The organism is Pseudomonas sp. PDM21 (assembly GCF_014852505.2).
Classification (GTDB): domain Bacteria; phylum Pseudomonadota; class Gammaproteobacteria; order Pseudomonadales; family Pseudomonadaceae; genus Pseudomonas.
This window is the reverse complement of the sequence record NZ_CM181223.1, coordinates 2,622,451-2,641,358: the sequence shown is the minus strand read 5'-3', so window position 1 is coordinate 2,641,358 and position 18,908 is coordinate 2,622,451. Positions and strand designations below refer to the sequence as shown.

The following is an 18,908-nucleotide window of genomic DNA, read 5'->3' as shown; positions in this document are numbered from 1 at the left end:
TATGGTTCGAAATCAGATGTATCCGGGGAACGGCGGCACATCGAGCAGCACCGCGCCGGCGCCGTCGTACATGCCATCGCTGAGGAAGGCGTGCTGGGTGACCACCATGGCGTCGCGCAGGTAGCGCTGCAGCGGGTGGTGCATGTAGATCGCCGTGGTGCCGGCAAGGGTGTAGGCACGGCGCACCACGTCGGCACCGGCGCGGGACACGTGCACGGCGGACAGGCGCAGCTGGCTGACCTGCTCGGGACTGACCGCATCGCCGGCGAGGATGGATTCCCAGACGGCCTCGGTGGCGTCATAGAAGAAGCCGCGCGCGGCCTGCAGCTCGGCTTCGGCCTTGCCGATCTCGATGCGCACGTAGGCGCGGTCACCCAGTTTGGGCGCGCCGGTCACGCCGCTGGACGATGCCATGCGGGTGATCTCGTCCAGCGCCGCGCGGGCCAGGCCGAGGTTCACCACGGCGAGTACCTGGGCGGCGTAGGCAATGGTCGGGTAGCGGTACAGCGGCTCGTCGATGTTCGATTGGCCGCCACGGATGAAGGTCCAGTCGTCCGCGACGAAGGCGTTGTCCAGCTTCAGGTCATGACTGCCGGTGCCCTTGAGGCCGACCACGTTCCAGTTCTCGACGATCTCCACGTCCCTGGCGCGCAGCAGCGCGGTACGCGGCTTGCCGCCCGGCCCGCCGATGCCGATGCCGACACCGAGTACGTCGGCGCCCTTGCAGCCGCTGGCGAACTTCCAGGTACCGCTGACACGCCAGCCGCCTTCCACCTGGGTAGCCGGCTGGATCGGGAACAGGCCACCGGCGAACACCAGGTCAGGGCCGTCGGCATAGAGCTCGGCGAGGGTGTGACGCGGCAGCGCGGTGAGGTAGGTGCTGGCGCTGCCGAAGCTGGCAACCCAGCCGGCGGAGCCGTCGGCTTCGGCGATGCGCTCGACCAGACGCAGGAACTGGGCCGGCGGCAGCGCGTCGCCACCGAAGCATTTGGGCGTGGCGGCACGGTAGATGCCCACGTCGCGGAAGCGTTCGATCATGTCGCGCGGGACAAAGGAGCGGGTGTCGAACTCCTCGCGACGCTGGCGGACTTCATCCAGTACGCGCTGGAATTCGAGGGCACGGCCGTCCGCATCGAGCGGTTCGGCGAGGGCGGCACGCAGCATGGCGTCATCTCCGGTTGTTCTTGTAGGGCCAACCCGTTCGATGCGGGCCGGTCATCGTTGGGGCCAGTGTATGAACCGCCCTGCCCGCCCAACTATTGGTGCGTGCAGCCCCATGCCTAAAGAAATCCCCTAGTCGGCGCCGGGTTACTCCGCAGTCCCTTCGCGCTACGCTGCGCGGTATAAAGACGCCACTGCATTGCGAGACCGATTTCGATGTTTCAGCCCAAGCCCGACGACTTCCTCGCCCTGCTCCAGGCCATGCCGCTGTGCGTGATCCTCCACGACGCGCAGACCAAGGAAATCCTCTGGGCGAACAACGCAGCGCTGGCCGTGCTCGGCTTCACCCTCGAAGAGCTGGTACCGCTGAAAGCGCCGGACATGACCGCCAAGGCCCCGCAGTACCGCCGCTCGGTCGGCCTGCGCTGGCTGGAAGGCGCCGCGCGCACCGGGCAGCGCACCATCGAGTGGTGCTACCGCTCCAAGCAGGGCGTGGAAATCCTCTCTGAAGCCGTCGCCACCCGCGTCCACCTGCAGGAGCGCGATGTGCTGATGGTGCAGTTCCGCGACATCTCGAAGGAGAAGCAGGTCGAGCGCGACCTGCAGCGTTTCGAGAGCCGGCTGAAGGCCTTCATGCAGGACCTGGCAGAAGGCGTGGCAGTGCTGGATGCCGACGGCAAGCTGCGCTTCCTCAGCGAATCTGCCCTGCCCCTGCTGGGCGGCAGCCAGGACGACTGGCTGGCGCACAACTTCCTCGGCCGCTGCGACACCGCCACGCGCCCGCGCCTGGAACACCACCTCGCCATGCAGCCGCCGAGCCGCGAGCCCTACTCGGTCAGTTACCAGTTGCAGCGCCTGGACGGCGAATGGCGCTGGCACCACGCGACCTGCCGCTACATCGAGATCGAGGACGACCTGGTCGGCCACCTTCTGCTGTTCCGCGACGTCACCGACCAGGTGCGCGCGGCCCAGGCGCAGCGCCAGAGCGACCAGAAGCTGGAGTACCTGGCGCGGTACAACGCCATGGGCGAGATGGCCCTGGCGATTGCCCACGAGCTCAGCCAACCGCTGGCGGCCACGCGCAACTTCATCGAGGGCGCGCTGATCCGCCTGGACCGCGAACAGAAGACCGAGGCCTCCGCCGCCTGGGGCCTGGACAGCGCGGTGCGGCAGATCGAGCACGCCTCGCTGATCATCAAGAGCGTGCGCGAATACGTGGTGAAGCTGGAGCAGGCCGAACAGCGCATCGACCTCAACGAACTGCTTGGCGAGACTCTCTACTTCATCAGCCTCAAGGCCCAGCCGAGCAACGTGCGCGTGGAGCTGGAGCGTTGCGAGGAACCGCTGTGGGTGAGCTGCGAGAAGGTGCTGGTCGGCCAGGTGATCCTCAACCTCGCCTTCAACGCCATCGAGGAGATGCTCAACCTCCCCGAAGACCGCCGCCTGCTGCGCATCCGCACTTCTTGTGACGGGAGCACTGCGCGGTTGTCAGTCCTCGACCAGGGCCGGGGCATCGATGCCGGCGCCAAGGAAAGGTTGTTCGATGGCTTCTTCACGTCGAAGGTGAGCGGCAACGGCATCGGTCTTGCGCTGTGCCAGAGCATCGTCTCGCGGCATCGCGGTGATATCTGGGCGGAGAATGTCGAGCCGTGTGGCGCGATGTTCTGTTTCGAGTTGCCGTTGGCGCAGTGATTGACCGCCGGCCCAGCCGGCGGGTCGCGGGCATGGCCCGCTCCTACAAAAGAAGGCCGGCGCACACCCTGCTTTTCGCTCCTGAAGACTTCCAGAGAAATATCCGTGCGCGCCGAGTGCCCCGTTCAGGAGGCCTCGTTGAAGCGAAGTTTCAGGGGTTGAGCGGCATGGATGCCGCGAGAGCGCTGTCGGGCCAGGGATGGCCCGTCAGCGCGTGCCCCTGAAACTTCGCTTCAACGAGGGTATTTTTCGCCTAAGCGAAAAACCGGATGTCCGGGGCAAGCCTTTTGGTTACTTTTCGGCGTTTGGAAAAGTGACTCGCCCGAGGGGGCGAAACACTATGTCCGCGCGCACGCCGAAGCGACGCAGAAACACCCAAGTCAATGCAGCACCGTAGGGCGGATAACGCTGGCGCGTTATGCGCCCTACGAAATGCGCCATCGCTAGGCTCCACCAAAGAAAACGGCGCCCGTGGGCGCCGTTATCGGTTAAGGAACAACTCACCCCTGGGACTTCTTGATGATCGCCTCGGCAATGTTCGCCGGCGCCTCGGCGTACTTGGTGAACTCCATCGAGTAGCTCGCCCGCCCCTGGGACATCGAACGCACGTCCGTGGCGTAGCCGAACATCTCGCCCAGCGGCACCTCGGCACGGATGACCTTGCCTGCCGGCGTATCCTCCATGCCCTGGATCAGCCCGCGACGGCGGTTGAGGTCGCCCATCACGTCGCCCATGTAATCCTCGGGCGTCACCACCTCGACCTTCATCACCGGCTCCAGCAGCACCGCGCCGCCCTTCTGCGAGAGCTGCTTGGTGGCCATGGAGGCGGCGATCTTGAACGCCATCTCGCTGGAGTCGACGTCGTGGTAAGAGCCGTCGAACACCGAGGCCTTCAGGCCGATCAGCGGGTAGCCGGCGAGCACGCCGTTCTGCATCTGTTCCTCGATACCCTTCTGGATCGCCGGGATGAACTCGCGCGGGATGACACCGCCGACCACCTCGTTGACGAACTCCAGCCCGTCCTTGCCCTCGTCGCCCGGCTCGAAGCGAATCCAGCAGTGACCGAACTGGCCACGGCCACCGGACTGGCGGACGAACTTGCCTTCGATCTCGCACTTCCTGCGGATCGCCTCGCGGTAGGCCACCTGCGGCTTGCCGATGTTGGCCTCGACGTTGAACTCGCGGCGCATGCGGTCGACGATGATGTCCAGGTGCAACTCGCCCATGCCGGAGATGATGGTCTGCCCGGTTTCCTCATCGGTCTTCACGCGGAACGAGGGGTCTTCCTGGGCCAGCTTGGACAGGGCGATGCCCATCTTCTCCTGGTCGGCCTTGGTCTTGGGTTCCACGGCCACGGAGATCACCGGATCGGGGAAGTCCATGCGCTCGAGGATGATCGGCTTGTCGATGGAGCACAGGGTGTCGCCGGTGGTGACATCCTTCATGCCGATCAGCGCGGCGATGTCGCCGGCGCGCACTTCCTTGATCTCTTCGCGCTGGTTGGCGTGCATCTGCACCATGCGGCCGACGCGCTCCTTCTTGATCTTCACCGAGTTGAGCACGGCGTCGCCGCTGCTCAGTACGCCGGAATAGACGCGGGCGAAGGTCAGGGTGCCGACGAAGGGGTCGGTGGCGATCTTGAAGGCGAGCGCGGAGAACGGCTCGCTGTCGTCGGCGTGGCGTTCCAGGTGTTTCTCTTCGTCGTCCGGGTCGGTGCCGTTGATCGCGGGGATTTCCGTGGGCGCCGGCAGGTAGTCGATCACCGCGTCGAGCACCAGCGGCACGCCCTTGTTCTTGAACGAGGAGCCCAGCACCGCCGGGACGATCTGGTTGGCCAGGGTGCGCTGGCGCAGGCCGGCCTTGATCTCCTCGATGGTCAGTTCCTGGCCTTCGAGGTACTTGTTCATCAGGTCATCGTTGGCTTCGGCCGCAGCCTCGACCATGTGCGCGCGCCACTCGTCCGCCAGCGCCTGCAGTTCGGCCGGGATAGGTTCCTCGGTGTAGCTGGTGCCCTGGTCGGCGTCGTTCCAGACGATGGCCTTCATCTTCACCAGGTCGATCTGCCCGGCGAAGTTTTCCTCCGAGCCGATGGCCAGCTGGATCGGCACCGGGGTGTGCCCCAGACGCTGCTTGATCTGCGCCACCACGCGGAGGAAGTCGGCGCCCTGGCGGTCCATCTTGTTGACGTAGGCCAGGCGCGGCACGTGGTACTTGTTGGCCTGGCGCCAGACCGTCTCGGACTGCGGCTCAACGCCATCGGCGCCGCTGAACACCACCACCGCGCCGTCGAGCACGCGCAGGGAGCGCTCCACCTCGATGGTGAAGTCCACGTGGCCAGGAGTGTCGATGATGTTGAAGCGGTACTTGTTGGGGTACTGCTTGGAGGAGCCCTGCCAGAACGCCGTGGTGGCCGCCGAGGTGATGGTGATGCCGCGCTCCTGCTCCTGCACCATCCAGTCCATGGTCGCCGCGCCGTCGTGCACCTCGCCCATCTTGTGGTTCACACCGGTGTAGAAAAGGATGCGCTCGGTCGTCGTGGTCTTGCCGGCGTCGACGTGGGCGACGATGCCGATATTGCGGTAAAGCTCGATGGGCGTGGTGCGAGCCATGGTGTGCTCCGTATCTGCTGGGTGACTGCCGGGCCTGCTGCTGCAGATCCGTTGCCTGCGCGGGACGGCGAGAGGAAGTGCGGCGTCAGAAATTTCTGAGCGCAACAGGCTCAAGGTAGCGCGTCTTCGTGGCAATTCCAGTGTCGGAGGGTCGCAGGCAGTATCGTCCGACCGGCTGCGCCGCCGTGCCATTGCGCTATGCGGCGGGAAAACCATAAAATGATAGGCATTCTCAAATGAAAATCTGACGCACGCACCGTGGCCCTCGTCGAAACCCCGTCCCCGCAGCATCTGCACACCCTCTACAACGAGCACAACGGCTGGCTCCAGCAGTGGCTGCGCGGCAGACTGGGCAACGCCTGGGATGCCGCCGACCTCGCCCATGACACCTTCCTGCGGCTGCTGCGGCGGCCGCTGGAGGACCTCGGCGAACGCCCGCGCGCCCTCCTCACCCATATCGCCAAGGGCCTGCTGGTGGACCGCTGGCGGCGTCAGGAGATCGAACGCGCCTACCAGGAAAGCGTCGCCGCACTGCCCGAAGAGCAGGCGCCCGGCCCGGAAACCCGCGAGCTGATCCTCGAAGCGCTGGAGCGCATCGATGCCGCCCTGAGCGAGCTGCCGGCAATGACCCGCGAGGCCTTCCTGCTGTCGCAACTGGACGGCCTGACCTACCCGGTGATCGCCGAGCGCCTGGGCATTTCCCTGGCCAGCGTGAAGCGCTACATGCGCGCCGGCTTCGTCGCCTGCCTGAGCGTCGCCTGATGCGCGAGCAACCGCTGGACCCCGGCATCCTCGGCGAAGCCGCCGACTGGCTGGTGCGCCTCAACGAACACCCGGCCAGTAGCGCCGACCTGCAGGCCATCGAGCAATGGCGCGCGCGCAGCGCCCAGCACGCCGAAGCCTGGCGCCGCGCCGAAGCGCTGCTGGGCCTGCGCCAACTGCCGCCGGGCCTTGGCCGGCAGAGCCTGCAACGCAGCGGCCTGAGCCGCCGGCAGATGCTCAACCGCCTGGGCGTGCTGATGGCCGTGGCGCCGGCTGCCTGGCTGACGGCGCGGCAGCTGCCCTGGGCGGAATGGAACGCCGACCTGCGCACCGCCGTGGGCGAGCGCAAGCACCTGCGCCTGCCCGATGGCAGCCAGCTCACCCTGAATACCGACAGCGCGGTGAACGTGGCCTTCAACGCCCATGAGCGGCGCCTGAGCCTGCTCGAAGGCGAAATCCTCGTCGACGCCCTGCCCGACCCGCGCCCCTTCCTCGTCGACAGCCGCCACGGCCAGCTGCGCACCCCGGCCGCACGTTTCAGCCTGCGCGACCTGGGCGATGCATGCCGCGTCGCGGTGCTCGACAAGGAGGTCAGCGTCGAGCTGCCGGGCTATGCGAGCCAGACGGTCGGCGCCGGCCAGCAACTGGTGTTCGGCGCACAGGGCTTCCAGCCGCTGCAGACAGCGGACGCCAACGCCAGCGCCTGGGAAAACGGCATGCTGCTGGCCCAGGGCATGCGCCTGGACGACCTGCTGGGTGAGCTGGGCCGCTACCGCAGCGGCTTCCTGCGCTGCGACCCGCGCCTGGCGAACCTGCGCGTGACCGGGGCGATCCCGCTGGGCGACAGCGACGCCGGCCTGGCGCTGCTAGCGGACATGCTGCCGGTGAAGCTGCGGCGGATGACGCGCTACTGGGTCACGGTGGAGCCAGCGTGAAAGGCCGTTTCCCCCGTAGGGCGCATAACCTGGGACAGGTTATCCGCCGGCATGCTCATGGCGGATAACGCTGGCGCGTTATCCGCCCTACGAACTGTGACTCCTGTGCCTGTGATTCCCCCTCACCCCAGCCCTCTCCCTCAGGGAGAGGGAGCAGATCGTACCGGCGGACGCCACGGTTTCCTCCTGCACCCAGACAGTCCCCTCTCCCTCCGGGAGAGGATTAGGGTGAGGGCGGCCCAGCGCCGGGCTATCCATCTACCTGTAGGAGCGGGCCATGCCCGCGATTGCCCCCATGGGCGCCCCCCCAAAAAACTACCTGAAAATTTCTTCGCCCATCCCTGACACCTTTTTCGATCTCGCCCGGTGAAGAGGAAGACAACCTCTATTTGCCGACAGGAACACTCCATGCTCCTCCGCTCCCGCCTCCGCCCGCACTCCCTCGCCCTGGCCGTCGGCCTGGCCCTGACCGGCGGCGTCGTGCTGCCCAGCCTGGCCGCCGAAGCCGCCAGCCAGCAGCGCCAGTACGACATTGCCCCCGGCCCGCTGGGCGAGGTGCTGGCACGCTTCGCCGCCCAGGCCGGCGTGCCGCTGGCGTTCGAGGCGCAGGCGCTGAACCGCCAGCAGAGCACGGGTCTGAAAGGCAGCTTCGCCCCCGAGCAGGGCCTGGAGCAGTTGCTTGAAGGCAGCGGCTACCGCCTGGTGCGCAAGAGCAGCGGTTACGGCGTAGAGGCCGCCCCCGATGACAGCGGCGCCCTGGAAATGGACGCCACCACCGTCAGCGGCGCGGCCCAGCAACCCGGTGACCTGCCGCCCGCCTATGCCGGCGGCCAGGTCGCCCGTGGCGCGCAGTTGGGCATGATGGGTAACCAGGACATCCAGGACGTGCCCTTCAGCTTCGCCAGCTACACCGCCAAGACCATCCAGGACACCCAGGCGCAGACCGTCGGTGACGTGCTGCTCAACGACGCCTCGGTGCGCCAGGGCAACGGCTACGGTAACTTCTCGCAGATCTTCGTCATCCGCGGCCTGCCGCTGAGCACCGACGACGTCTCGCTCAACGGCCTGTACGGCGTCACCCCGCGGCAGATCATCGGTACCGAGTCGCTGGAGCGCGTCGAGCTGTTCAAGGGCCCCAACGCCTTCATCAACGGCGTAACGCCCAGCGGCAGCGGCATCGGCGGCGCGGTCAACCTGCAGACCAAGCGCGCCGAGGACACCCCCACCCGCAGCGTGACCCTGGGCTACGGCAGCGACAACCAGATCGGCGAACACCTCGATCTCGGCCAGCGCTTCGGCGAGGACAACCGCTTCGGCGCGCGGGTCAACCTGGCCCAGCGCGAAGGCGAGACTGGCGTTGACGACGAGAACCAGCGCTACAAGCTGGCCACCGTCAACCTCGACTACCGTGGCGAGCGCCTGCGCCTGAATACCGACTTCGGCTACCAGAAGCAGCGCATCAACCAGGGCCGCCCGGTGGTCTACGTCGGCAGCGGCGTCACCAGCATTCCCCACGCCCCGGACGCCGACCACAACTACGGCCAGTCCTGGAGTTATTCGCAGCTGGAAGACACCTTCGGCATGTTCCGCGCCGAGTACGACCTCAACGACAACTGGACGGCCTACCTCTCCGGCGGCGCCAAGCACACCCGCGAGAACGGCGCCTACTCCGCGCTGACCCTCAACGACAACAGCGGCGACGCGGGCGGCGGCACCATGGATGCTACCCACGACGAGGACAACAAGAGCGCCATGGCCGGCCTCAACGGCCACTTCGCCACCGGCCCGGTCACCCACCAGATGAACCTCAGCGTCGCCGGCATCTGGGCCGAGCAGCGCAGCGCCTACACCATGGCCACCAAGCGCTACCCGACCGACCTCTACAACCCGGTGCAGACGCCCAAGCCCGCGCCGACCCTGGCCGGCGGCGACTACAGCGACCCGGGCATCGTCGGCAAGACACGGAACAGGAGCGTGGCCGCCGCCGACACCCTGGGCTTCCTCGACGACCGCGTGCTGCTGACCGTCGGCGTGCGCCGCCAGAGCATCGGCACCGACGGCTGGAACTACGTCGGCAAGCGCACCGCCAGCTACGACGAATCCATCACCACGCCGGTCTACGGCCTGGTGGTGAAACCCACCGAGTACCTGTCGCTCTACGCCAACCGCATCGAAGGCCTGGCCGCGGGCCCGACCGCGCCCAGCAGCGCTTCCAACTTCGGCGAAGTCTTCGCGCCGAACCGCTCCAAGCAGGTGGAAGTGGGCGCCAAGCTGGACTTCGGCAGCTACGGGGGCAACCTGGCCTTCTACCGCATCGAGCAGCCGTTCAGCACCACCGACCCGGATTCGAAGATCTTCAGCGTCGACGGTGAGCAGGAGAACCGCGGCATCGAACTGAACCTCTTCGGCGAGCCGGTCGACGGCCTGCGCCTGCTGGCCGGCGGCACCTGGATCGACACCGACCTGAAGAACACTGCCGGCGGCAAGACCGACGGCAACCGTGCCGTGGGTGTACCGACCTTCCAGTACAACCTGGGCGCCGACTGGGACGTCCCCGGCATCCAGGGCGCCGCCATCAATGGCCGCGTGCTGCGCACCGGCGGCCAGTACCTGGACGCCGCCAACGACCTGAGCATCCCGGCCTGGACCCGCTTCGACCTCGGCGCCCGCTACGCCTTCAAGGTGGACGAGCGCGACGTGACCCTGCGCGCCAACCTGGAGAACGTCGCCAACAAGTCGTACTGGGCCTCCACCATCGGCGGCTACCTGACCCAGGGTGACCCGCGCACCCTGAAGCTGTCGATGACCGTCGACTTCTGATTTCCCCATCGCGACAGGGACGTCGCACCCCAGCCCCACCCCGGCCGCCGGCCTCCAGACCGGCGGCGCAGGCACCCGGCAAGCAGGCGAAAAACACCCCCGGCCGTCTCGCCACTGGATCGCAACACCCATCCGGGTCCATGCTAGAAGCTCGCCCATTTGCCGGAGTTCGCCCCATGAGCGACGCCATCACCATCGATTTCGTCTCCGACGTGGTCTGCCCCTGGTGCGCCATCGGCCTCAACGGCCTGCTGACCGCCATCCGCCGGGTGGACGGCGAACTGACCGTGGAGCTGCGCATCAAGCCCTTCGAGCTGAATGCCGACATGCCCGCCGAAGGGGAAGACCTGGTGGAGCACCTGCAGCGCAAGTACGGCAGCAGCGCCGAGGACATCGCCCGCAATCAGGAGCACCTGCGCTCCATGGGCGAGGAAGTCGGCGTGCACTTCGACCTGAAGAAGCGCAGCCGCATCTACAACACCTTCGACGCCCATCGCCTGCTGCACTGGGCGGGTGAATCGCACCGCGACATCGCTCTGAAGCAGGCGCTGCTGCACGCCTACTTCGGCGAAGGGCGCGACCCGAGCGACCCGGAAGTGCTGCTGGAAGTGGCCGTCAGCGTCGGCCTGGACGCGGTGCGCGCGCGGGAAATCCTCGACAGCGACGCCTACGCCGACGAGGTGGTGGCCGAGGAGGACTTCTACACCAGCCATGGCATCCGTGCGGTGCCGGCGGTGATCCTCAATGGTCGCCAGCTGATCTCCGGGGCGCAGAGCACCGACTACTACGAGCAGGCGCTGCGCCAGGTGGCGCGCCATGCGCCGTTGCCGGAGTGAGCCTTCTACCGCAGTGAAATCGCCCGCTTCGCGCGGGCCTTTTCATTTGGCACTCTCGTTTCCTGCGAACGCGGTGCTCCCCTGTAGGAGCGGACATTATCCGCGAAGGATTGCAGGACCGTAGGGCGCATAACCGGGAACAGGTTATCCGCCGGCACCCGCACGGCAGATAACGCTGGCGCGTTATGCGCCCTACAAGGGCCGCCCGCCTGCATTTGCCACAAAAGAAAAACGGCGCCCGAAGGCGCCGTTTCTCGTGCAGCATCAGCCGATCAGAGCGCCGACCAGCCGTCCATCTGACCGCCCAGGTCAGCGGAGTGCTCGGACAGCAGCGCCGCGTAGCCGCTGATGTGCTCATGGGAGAGCTCCATGACCGGGTACGCCAGGACCTGCCAGGGCAGCTTGTCGTTGCCGTCGTACTCGGAGTACGCCACCTTCTGCCCGTTCTGCAGCAGCATGATGGCGAAGTCCAGGGCGGACTGCTCGTCCGGGAAGATCACCGCGAACTCCACCTCATGCTCGAGGGAGAGGTCTTCGCCGTCTTCCTGCAGGGCCCACAGGGCATCGCCGATTTCGTCTTCCGGGAAAAGCTGCTTGTCGCGGCTCATGTCACTGCTCCAGTTCGATTTACAAAGTGCCCGGTGTGGGCACGCCCGCGCAGGATACCCGTCCTGCATGACAACTGCCGGAAAATCTCGCCGGCACCATCGCCTTTCGTGATGTTCACCATCACGGCGTTTCACTTCCGAGCTTGCCCGCCTGGCGCGAGGATGTGTCCATCGGGCCTGCGCCCTCCCCTCATCGAGCCTGCGACCATGCACAGCACCGAGGCCTACCGCATCACCTACATCACCCTGGACGAGGTGCAATTGCACTTCGAGACCGAAATCGCCATCCCCGACGAGGACGGTGGCCTCGCCCTGCTCCGTGCCGCCACGCCGCCAGCCGAACGCCGGGCGCTGCGCGAGCTGATCTGCGAGCAGGCTCCGGCGGTTCTTTCAGCGTAGACCCTGCAAAGCAATAGCCCCGCATTCGCGGGGCTATTGCTTCAGGCTTCGAACCTCACGCCTGCAACTGATTGCCGATCGGTAGCGTGCGGATACGCTTGCCGGTCGCCGCGAACAGCGCGTTGGCCAGCGCCGGCGCCAGGGGCGGCACGCCCGGCTCACCGACACCGGTCGGCGGTTCGGCGGACGGCACGATGTGCACCTCCACTACCGGCATCTCGTTGATGCGCAGCACCTGGAAGTCGTGGAAATTGGACTGGTCGACCTTGCCGTCGGTCAGCGTGATGGCGCTGTGCAGCGCCGCCGACAGGGCGAAGCCGATGCCTCCCTCCATCTGCGCCTTGATCACGTCCGGGTTGATCGCCAGGCCGCAGTCCACTGCGCAGACCACGCGGTCCACCTTGAAGCTCTTGTCGGCCTTGTAAGTCACCTCGACCACCTGGGCGACGAAGCTGCCGAACGACTCGTGCACGGCGATCCCGCGACCGCGCTGTTCGCCGTCCTTGCCCTTTTCCAGCGGGGCCAGCCAGTTCGCCCGCTGCGCCACCAACTCCAGCGCGCCACGATGACGCGGGTGCTTTTCCAGCAGCTTGCGGCGGAACTCGTACGGGTCCTGCTTGGCGGCAATGGCCGCTTCGTCGACCAGCGTCTCGGTGGAGAACGCCGTGTGGGTATGGCCCACCGAGCGCCACCACTGGGTCGGCACCGTGACGTTCTCCGCCAGCGCCTGTTCGACGCGCAGGTTGGGCACGGCGTAAGGCAGATCGGCGGCGCCCTCGACGGCGATCTTGTCGACACCGTCCTTGACCATGAACTTCTCGAACGGCGTGCCGACGATGAAGGATTGCCCCACCAGCCGCTGCTCCCAGCCCACCAGATTGCCCTGGGCATCCACCGCCAGCCGCGCGCGGTGCAGGAAGGCCGGACGGTAGTAGCCGGCGCGGGTGTCGTCTTCGCGGGTCCAGACCATCTTGATCGGTACCTTCACGCCTTGCTCGCGGGCCGCCTTGGCAATGGCGACCGCCTCCAGCACGTAGTCCGAATGCGGATTGGCGCGGCGGCCAAAGCTGCCGCCGGCGTACAGCTGGGTGATGCTCACCTGCTCGGGCGGCATGCCCAGCAGCTGCGCCACCGACATCTGGTCGCCGGTCTGCCACTGCTCGCCGTTCCAGATCTGGCAGCCGTCTTCCTTGAGGAAGACCACACAGTTCAGCGGCTCCATGGCCGCGTGGGCAAGATAGGGGAACTGGTATTCCGCCTCGATCAGATGCGCTGGTTTCTCCAGCGCCTTGCCGATGTCACCTTCGTTGCGCGCCACCAGGCCCGGCTTGCTGGCCATGTCGCGGTACTGGGCGAAGATTTCCTTGCTGCCCATCTTGAAGGCCTTGCTCTCGTCCCACTCGACCTGCAGCGCGTCACGACCCTGGCGCGCGGCCCAGGTGTTCTTCGCCAGTACCGCGACCCCGGCAAAACGCCGCTCGCTGCCGGGGAACTGCACCACGTCGACCACGCCGGGCACGGCCTTGGCCTTGCTCGCATCGATTTTCGCCGGCACGCCGCCGAAGCGCGGCGGATGGGCAACCACGGCCACCAGCATGTCGGGCAGGTGTACGTCCTGGGTGAACTGCGCGGTGCCATCGGTCTTCGAGGGGCTGTCCTTGCGTGGCAGCTTCACCTGGCCGATCAGCTTGAAGTCCTTCGGGTCCTTGAGTTTCACGTCCGCCGGCACCGGCTGCTTCGCCGCCGCCTCGGCCAGTTCGCCGAAGCCGGCCTTGCGCCCGGAAGCCGGATGGGTGACGACGCCGTCGTGCACTTCGACCTGCGCCGCCGGCACCTTCCACTGTTCCGCCGCTGCGCCGACCAGCATGGCGCGGGCACTGGCGCCGGCCTTGCGCATCTGTTCGAAGGAGTTGGCCATGGCGTTGCTGCCGCCGGTGCCCTGCAGGTTGCCGAAGGCCAGGTTGGCGTAGCGCTTGGCATCAGCCGGTGCGCCTTCGACCTGCACGTGGCTCCAGTCGGCGTCCAGTTCCTCGGCGACCAGCGTGGCCAGGCCGGTGTAGCTGCCCTGGCCCATTTCCACATGCTTGGCGATCACGGTGACGGTGCCGTCCGGGGCGATGCGCACGAAAGCGTTGGCCTCGAAATCGCTGGCCGCCTGGGCGTCGCCCAGCTTGCCCAGCAGCGGCGCGAAATAGATGCCCAGGGCCAGACCGCCAGCGCCACGCAGGAAGCTGCGACGGCTGACGTTGAGGATGCTGCCGGGCTGTGCCGGCTGTTCGTCGGTACGGGGTTCGAGCATGACTTCGGTCCTCAAGCCAGGGTCTGGGCGGCGTCGTGGATGGCCGCGCGGATCCGCGCATAGGTGGCGCAGCGGCAGATGTTGCCGCTCATTGCGGCGTCGATGTCGGCGTCGCTGGGCTTCTTGTTCGAAGCCAGCAGCGCGGTGGCCGACATGATCTGCCCGGACTGGCAGTAGCCGCACTGCACCACGTCGAGCTTGCGCCAGGCCTCCTGCACCGCCTTGCCGGCGGCCTGCTCGGCCACCGCCTCGATGGTGGTGATCTTCTTGCCGGCCACCGCCGCCAGCGGGGTGACGCAGGAGCGCGTCGGCTGGCCGTCGATGTGCACGGTGCAGGCGCCGCACAGCGCCATGCCGCAGCCGTACTTGGTGCCGGTCAGCCCGGCGACGTCGCGGATGGCCCAGAGCAGCGGCATCTCGCCGGGGGCGTCGAGCTCGTGGTCCTTGCCGTTCAGGTTCACGGTAATCATCAGGAATTTCACCTCTTTCACTGGGTGATAAAAAACAGGGTCTTGAAAGGGAGCCAAGCGCAGCGGCTCCGGCACGCAATGGATTCAGCCTAGGCGCAGCGGCCGGCAGGTGCCGCGACGATACGCGAGGAAGGCGCCGAGCGGTTTGCCTGGTTCTCCCGAGGCTTGCCTGATACTGCGGGGGATGTTGCGGCGTATAGAAGGCTCTACTCCGAGACTTTGCGGCCGGCGGATCAGTACCGCCCAAAATCGGAAGCCCGCATTTGCTCCGAGTAGGATGGCGTGGAGCGCAGCGATATCCATCACACCTGGCGTGGAGACCGCATGGGTATCGCCTAGGCTCCACCCATCCTACGTTCCAGCAAGTCTTTATCCGTCGCAGAGGCGGCAATAATGAGTGCGCATAAAAAAGCCACTCCGAAGAGTGGCTTTTTCAATCACGAATGACGGATCACTCCGGCATCTTCATCACCACACGGCCGCCGCCCGGGCAGGTTTCCATGTAGTAGTTGGCGTCGCGGTACTGGGCGAAATCGAACACCCGGTCGATGCTCGGCTTGAGCAACTGGTCGGCGGTCATCTGGTTGATCGCGGTCAGCGCCCGTTGCACGGCTTCGTCGTTGCGGGTCAGGCCGATCTCCGGTTGCCCGGTGAAGTCCAGCACGCAGTGGCGGTAGAACTGCAGGTGCTTCTTGAACGCCGCGCAGGCCGGGAAGGCTGCGTCGTTGCCGCCATTGATGCCGTAGAGGATCAGCTTGCCACGCGGCGCGGCAACGTCACCCAGCAGCTTCATCTGCGGACCGGCGCACTGGTCGAGGACGATCTCCACGCCTTCACCCTTGGTGAAGCGCTCGACTTCCAGCACCAGGTCCTGCTCCTCGGTGTAGATGATCTTGTCCGCACCCAGGCCTTTCAGAAACTCGCGGGTTTCCTCGTGGCTGGTGGTGGCGATCACCTGGGCGCCGAGCGCCTTGGCCAACTGCACCGCCTGCGGGGCGAGGCAATGACCAGCCTCGGTGATCAACACGCGCTGGCCGGGCTTGATCTGCGCCAACTCCACCAGGGCGAAGTAGGAATACAGCAGGCCGGTGTAGTGCACGGCGGCTTCGACCGGGGTCAGCACCTCGGGATAACGGGTCAGCGAGGTGCGCGGCACGATGACGTGGTCGCCCCAGGCCGGGTACAGGTTCGGCGAGTTCGCCGGGAAACTGGCCACCGCCACGCCGGGCTCGAGGTCTTCAACGCCCTCGCCCACGGCTTCGACGATGCCGGAGAGTTCATAGCCGATGCCCGCCGGCAGCTTGGCCTGATCCGGGGCGAGGTTCTGCCGCCAGAGCACGTCGCGCCAACTGACGCCCAGTGCCTGGGTACGGACCAGCACTTCACCCGGCCCCGGCTGCGGGGTCGGCATTTCCTCGATCTTCAGGACCGAGGCGTCACCGAACTGGTGGAAACGGATCATGCGGGACATCACATACCTCGCCTTAGTAGTGCTCATAGCCACGGACTCTATCCGGGCTTTAGGGGTGACGCCACCGTTCACCATTGATAATTGACATAAACGCCGATGATTCGGCCCGCGTTGAAAGCCTTGTCCGGCGCGGCTGCAAGGCTCTGCGACGGGGCTGCGGGAGAGAACGGGGCGGCTCTGTTCCTACAGAGTCTGACCACACTGCCGGGGCGAGATTCTCATTAAAAAAGTGGAAATTGATCAAGGACTTATCTGACAGACTTGACTCAGGACACGCTCGGCCCCACTTTTCCCCCATCGCCAGGGAGTCCCTATGAACCGCAACGACCTCCGCAAGGTTGATCTCAACCTGTTGATCGTTTTCGAGACGCTGATGCACGAACGCAGCGTGACCCGCGCCGCCGAGAAGCTGTTCCTCGGCCAGCCGGCGATCAGTGCGGCCCTGGCGCGCCTGCGCGGTCTATTCGACGATCCGCTGTTCGTCCGCACCGGGCGCAGCATGGAACCCACCGCGAGGGCGCAGGAAATCTTCGGCCACCTCTCGCCGGCGCTGGACTCCATCTCCACCGCCCTGAGCCGTGCCGCCGACTTCGACCCGGCCACCAGCAAGGCGGTGTTCCGCATCGGCCTGTCCGATGACGTGGAGTTCGGCCTGCTACCGCCGCTGCTGCGCCGCCTGCGCTCCGAGGCGCCGGGGATCACCCTGGTGGTGCGCCGCGCCAACTACCTGCTGATGCCGCAACTGCTGTCGTCCGGGGAAATTTCCGTAGGCGTGAGCTACACCGACGAGTTGCCGGCCAACGCCAAGCGCAAGACCCTGCGCCGCAGCACCTGGAAGATCCTGCGTGCTGACTCGATCCCCGGTGCGCTGACCCTCGATGACTACTGTGCGCGCCCCCACGCGCTGGTGTCCTACGCCGGCGACCTGGACGGCTTCGTCGACCAGACCCTCGCCGAGATGGACCGCAAGCGCCAGGTGGTGCTGGCCGTGCCGCAGTTCGTCGGCCTCGCCCAGTTGCTGGCCGGCACCGACATCATCGCCACCGTGCCCGAATACGTCGCACTGGCGCTGACCGCCGCCGGCGGCCTGCGCGCCGAGGAGCCGCCCTTCCCCACCCGCCTGGCCGAGCTGTCCATGGTCTGGCGCGGTGCCCAGGACCAGGACCCGGCCGAGCGCTGGCTGCGCTCGCGCATCACCATGTTCGTGGGTGATCCGGACAGCCTCTGACCCCACCCCACCGTAGGGCGCATAACCTGGAACAGGTTATCCGCCGGCAACGACGCGGCGGATAACGCCCGAGGCGTTATTCGCCCTACGCAACTCGCTCCTACAAAAGTCCTTTCGGCCAAACATCAGCGTGGGGCGGTCCCCTCTCCCCAGCCCTCTCCCTGAAGGGAGAGGGAGCTAAAAGCGGCAAACCCCGTGCCCACTCCCTCTATCTATTCCTGCGCATAGTGCAAAAGCATTTATCACTGCGCGTGATAATCAAAATCTGCTCGTTCGATTAGTTCCCGGGCGCCCCCTTGCGCAGACTCCGCTCCATCAGAAATCCCAAAACCAATTAGATCGCCGGAGTATTTCCATGGAGCGAAATCTGAACACCTTGCGTATTCCGTTGGCGTTGGCCGCCGTGCTGGTTCTCAGCGCCTGCGGCAAGGGCCAGGAAGCGGCGCAGAACATGGCCGCCCCCAAGGTCAGCGTGGCGGACGTCATCGAACAACCGATCAACGAATGGGACGAGTTCACCGGCCGCCTGGAGGCTCCGGAGTCCGTTGAACTGCGTCCGCGCGTCTCCGGCTACATCGACCGCGTCGCCTTCCGTGAAGGCGCGCTGGTGAAGAAAGGCGACCTGCTGTTCCAGATCGACCCGCGGCCGTTCCAGGCCGAGGTCCATCGCCTGGAAGCCCAGCTGCAACAGGCTCGCGCCAACCAGACCCGTACCGTCAACGAAGCCTCCCGCGGTGATCGCCTGCGCGCCACCAACGCCATTTCCGCGGAGCTCGCCGACGCCCGCACCGCCGCCGCCACCGAGGCGAAAGCCGTGGTCGCCGCGACCCAGGCGGAACTGGACAACGCCCGCCTGAACCTGTCGTTCACCCAGGTCACCGCGCCCATCGACGGCCGCGTCTCGCGCGCCGAAGTCACCGCCGGTAATCTGGTGAACAGCGGCGAAAGCGTGCTGACCACCCTGGTCTCCACCGACAAGGTCTACGCCTACTTCGACGCCGACGAGCGCGTCTACCTGAAGTACGTCGACCTCGCCCGCAAGGGCGGCCCGGACGCCCGCGGTACCAGCCCGGTGTACCTGGGCCTGACCGGCGAGGACGGTTTCCCCCACCAGGGCCGCCTGGACTTCCTCGACAACCAGGTCAACCCCAAGACCGGCACCATCCGTGGCCGCGCCGTGTTCGACAACGACGCCAACCAGTTCACCCCCGGCCTGTACGCCCGCATCAAGCTGGTCGGCAGCGGCACCTACCCCGCCGCGCTGATCAAGGACGAAGCGGTCGGCACGGACCTTGGCAAGAAGTTCGTGCTGGTGCTCGACAAGGACAGCAAGGTGCAATACCGCGGCATCGAGCTGGGCCCGAAACTCGAAGGCCTGCGCATCGTCCGCAGTGGCCTGGTGAAGGGTGATCGCATCGTGGTCAACGGCCTGCAACGGGTTCGCCCGGGCGCCCAGGTCGATGCCCAGGGTGTCGAGATGGCCAGCAAGGAAACCCTCGCCAACCTCGAAAGCCAGCGTCGCGCGCTGGAGAGCTTCGAGGCGCCGAAGGTCGCCGAGAAATCCTCCAAGCCGGGTGCTCCGCGCGGCTGACCCCAACCCGTAAGTCCTGAATCGATG

Annotated in this window: 14 protein-coding genes; 8 read left to right on the top strand and 6 right to left on the bottom strand. The window is 66.4% G+C overall.

Going from position 1 to position 18,908, the window contains the following annotated elements:
* Positions 1-12: 12 nt before the first annotated feature.
* Positions 13-1,164, bottom strand: a complete 1,152-nt coding sequence (locus IB275_RS12465) for an acyl-CoA dehydrogenase family protein (RefSeq protein WP_192295228.1) — start codon at positions 1,162-1,164, stop codon at positions 13-15.
* A gap of 213 nt (positions 1,165-1,377) precedes the next feature.
* Here IB275_RS12465 and IB275_RS12460 point away from each other — a divergent pair, with 213 nt between their 5' ends.
* Positions 1,378-2,853, top strand: a complete 1,476-nt coding sequence (locus IB275_RS12460) for a PAS domain-containing sensor histidine kinase (RefSeq protein ID WP_192295227.1) — start codon at positions 1,378-1,380, stop codon at positions 2,851-2,853.
* A 500-nt stretch (positions 2,854-3,353) separates the two neighbouring features.
* Here IB275_RS12460 and fusA read toward each other — a convergent pair whose 3' ends face one another.
* A complete protein-coding gene (fusA, locus tag IB275_RS12455) occupies positions 3,354-5,462 on the bottom strand; it encodes an elongation factor G (RefSeq protein ID WP_192295226.1) in 2,109 nt (702 codons plus the stop codon).
* A 258-nt stretch (positions 5,463-5,720) separates the two neighbouring features.
* On the opposite strand from fusA, the gene IB275_RS12450 reads away from it, so the two are divergent.
* The 4 genes from IB275_RS12450 (at position 5,721) to IB275_RS12435 (ending at position 10,815) form a co-directional block, all read left to right on the top strand.
* Positions 5,721-6,224, top strand: a complete 504-nt coding sequence (locus tag IB275_RS12450; RefSeq protein WP_192295225.1) for a sigma-70 family RNA polymerase sigma factor — start codon at positions 5,721-5,723, stop codon at positions 6,222-6,224.
* Positions 6,224-7,159, top strand: a complete 936-nt coding sequence (locus tag IB275_RS12445) for a FecR domain-containing protein (RefSeq protein WP_192295224.1) — start codon at positions 6,224-6,226, stop codon at positions 7,157-7,159. The genes IB275_RS12450 and IB275_RS12445 overlap by 1 nt, the downstream gene beginning before the upstream one ends.
* A 408-nt stretch (positions 7,160-7,567) precedes the next feature.
* Entirely contained in the window at positions 7,568-9,979 is a 2,412-nt protein-coding gene (locus IB275_RS12440; protein ID WP_192295223.1) for a TonB-dependent receptor, read from the top strand.
* 176 nt (positions 9,980-10,155) lie between these two features.
* Positions 10,156-10,815 carry a DsbA family oxidoreductase gene (locus IB275_RS12435; RefSeq protein WP_192295222.1) on the top strand — a complete coding sequence of 220 codons (660 nt, stop codon included), beginning with the start codon at positions 10,156-10,158 and terminating at the stop codon, positions 10,813-10,815.
* Positions 10,816-11,087: 272 nt separating this feature from the next.
* On the opposite strand, the gene IB275_RS12430 is transcribed toward IB275_RS12435, so the two are convergent.
* A complete protein-coding gene (locus IB275_RS12430; protein WP_024762270.1) occupies positions 11,088-11,423 on the bottom strand; it encodes a ribonuclease E inhibitor RraB in 336 nt (111 codons plus the stop codon).
* A gap of 207 nt (positions 11,424-11,630) precedes the next feature.
* On the opposite strand from IB275_RS12430, the gene ptrC reads away from it, so the two are divergent.
* Entirely contained in the window at positions 11,631-11,822 is a 192-nt protein-coding gene (gene ptrC, locus IB275_RS12425) for a type III secretion system co-regulatory protein PtrC (RefSeq protein ID WP_081516802.1), read from the top strand.
* 55 nt (positions 11,823-11,877) lie between these two features.
* Here ptrC and IB275_RS12420 read toward each other — a convergent pair whose 3' ends face one another.
* The 3 genes from IB275_RS12420 to IB275_RS12410 form a co-directional block, all read right to left on the bottom strand.
* Complete coding sequence (locus tag IB275_RS12420) at positions 11,878-14,121, bottom strand: xanthine dehydrogenase family protein molybdopterin-binding subunit (RefSeq protein WP_192295221.1); 2,244 nt, start codon at positions 14,119-14,121, stop codon at positions 11,878-11,880.
* A gap of 11 nt (positions 14,122-14,132) precedes the next feature.
* Positions 14,133-14,591, bottom strand: coding sequence for a (2Fe-2S)-binding protein (locus tag IB275_RS12415; RefSeq protein ID WP_081516800.1), 459 nt, complete (start codon positions 14,589-14,591; stop codon positions 14,133-14,135).
* Between the two features lie 451 nt (positions 14,592-15,042).
* On the bottom strand, positions 15,043-16,062 hold the full coding sequence (locus IB275_RS12410; RefSeq protein WP_081516799.1) for a zinc-dependent alcohol dehydrogenase family protein: 1,020 nt from the start codon (positions 16,060-16,062) through the stop codon (positions 15,043-15,045).
* 313 nt (positions 16,063-16,375) lie between these two features.
* On the opposite strand from IB275_RS12410, the gene IB275_RS12405 reads away from it, so the two are divergent.
* Positions 16,376-17,290 carry a LysR family transcriptional regulator gene (locus IB275_RS12405; RefSeq protein WP_017517481.1) on the top strand — a complete coding sequence of 305 codons (915 nt, stop codon included), beginning with the start codon at positions 16,376-16,378 and terminating at the stop codon, positions 17,288-17,290.
* Between the two features lie 355 nt (positions 17,291-17,645).
* Positions 17,646-18,881 (top strand): multidrug efflux RND transporter periplasmic adaptor subunit MexE, encoded by a 1,236-nt coding sequence (mexE, locus tag IB275_RS12400; RefSeq protein WP_192295220.1) that lies wholly within the window; start codon positions 17,646-17,648, stop codon positions 18,879-18,881.
* Positions 18,882-18,908 lie beyond the last annotated feature (27 nt).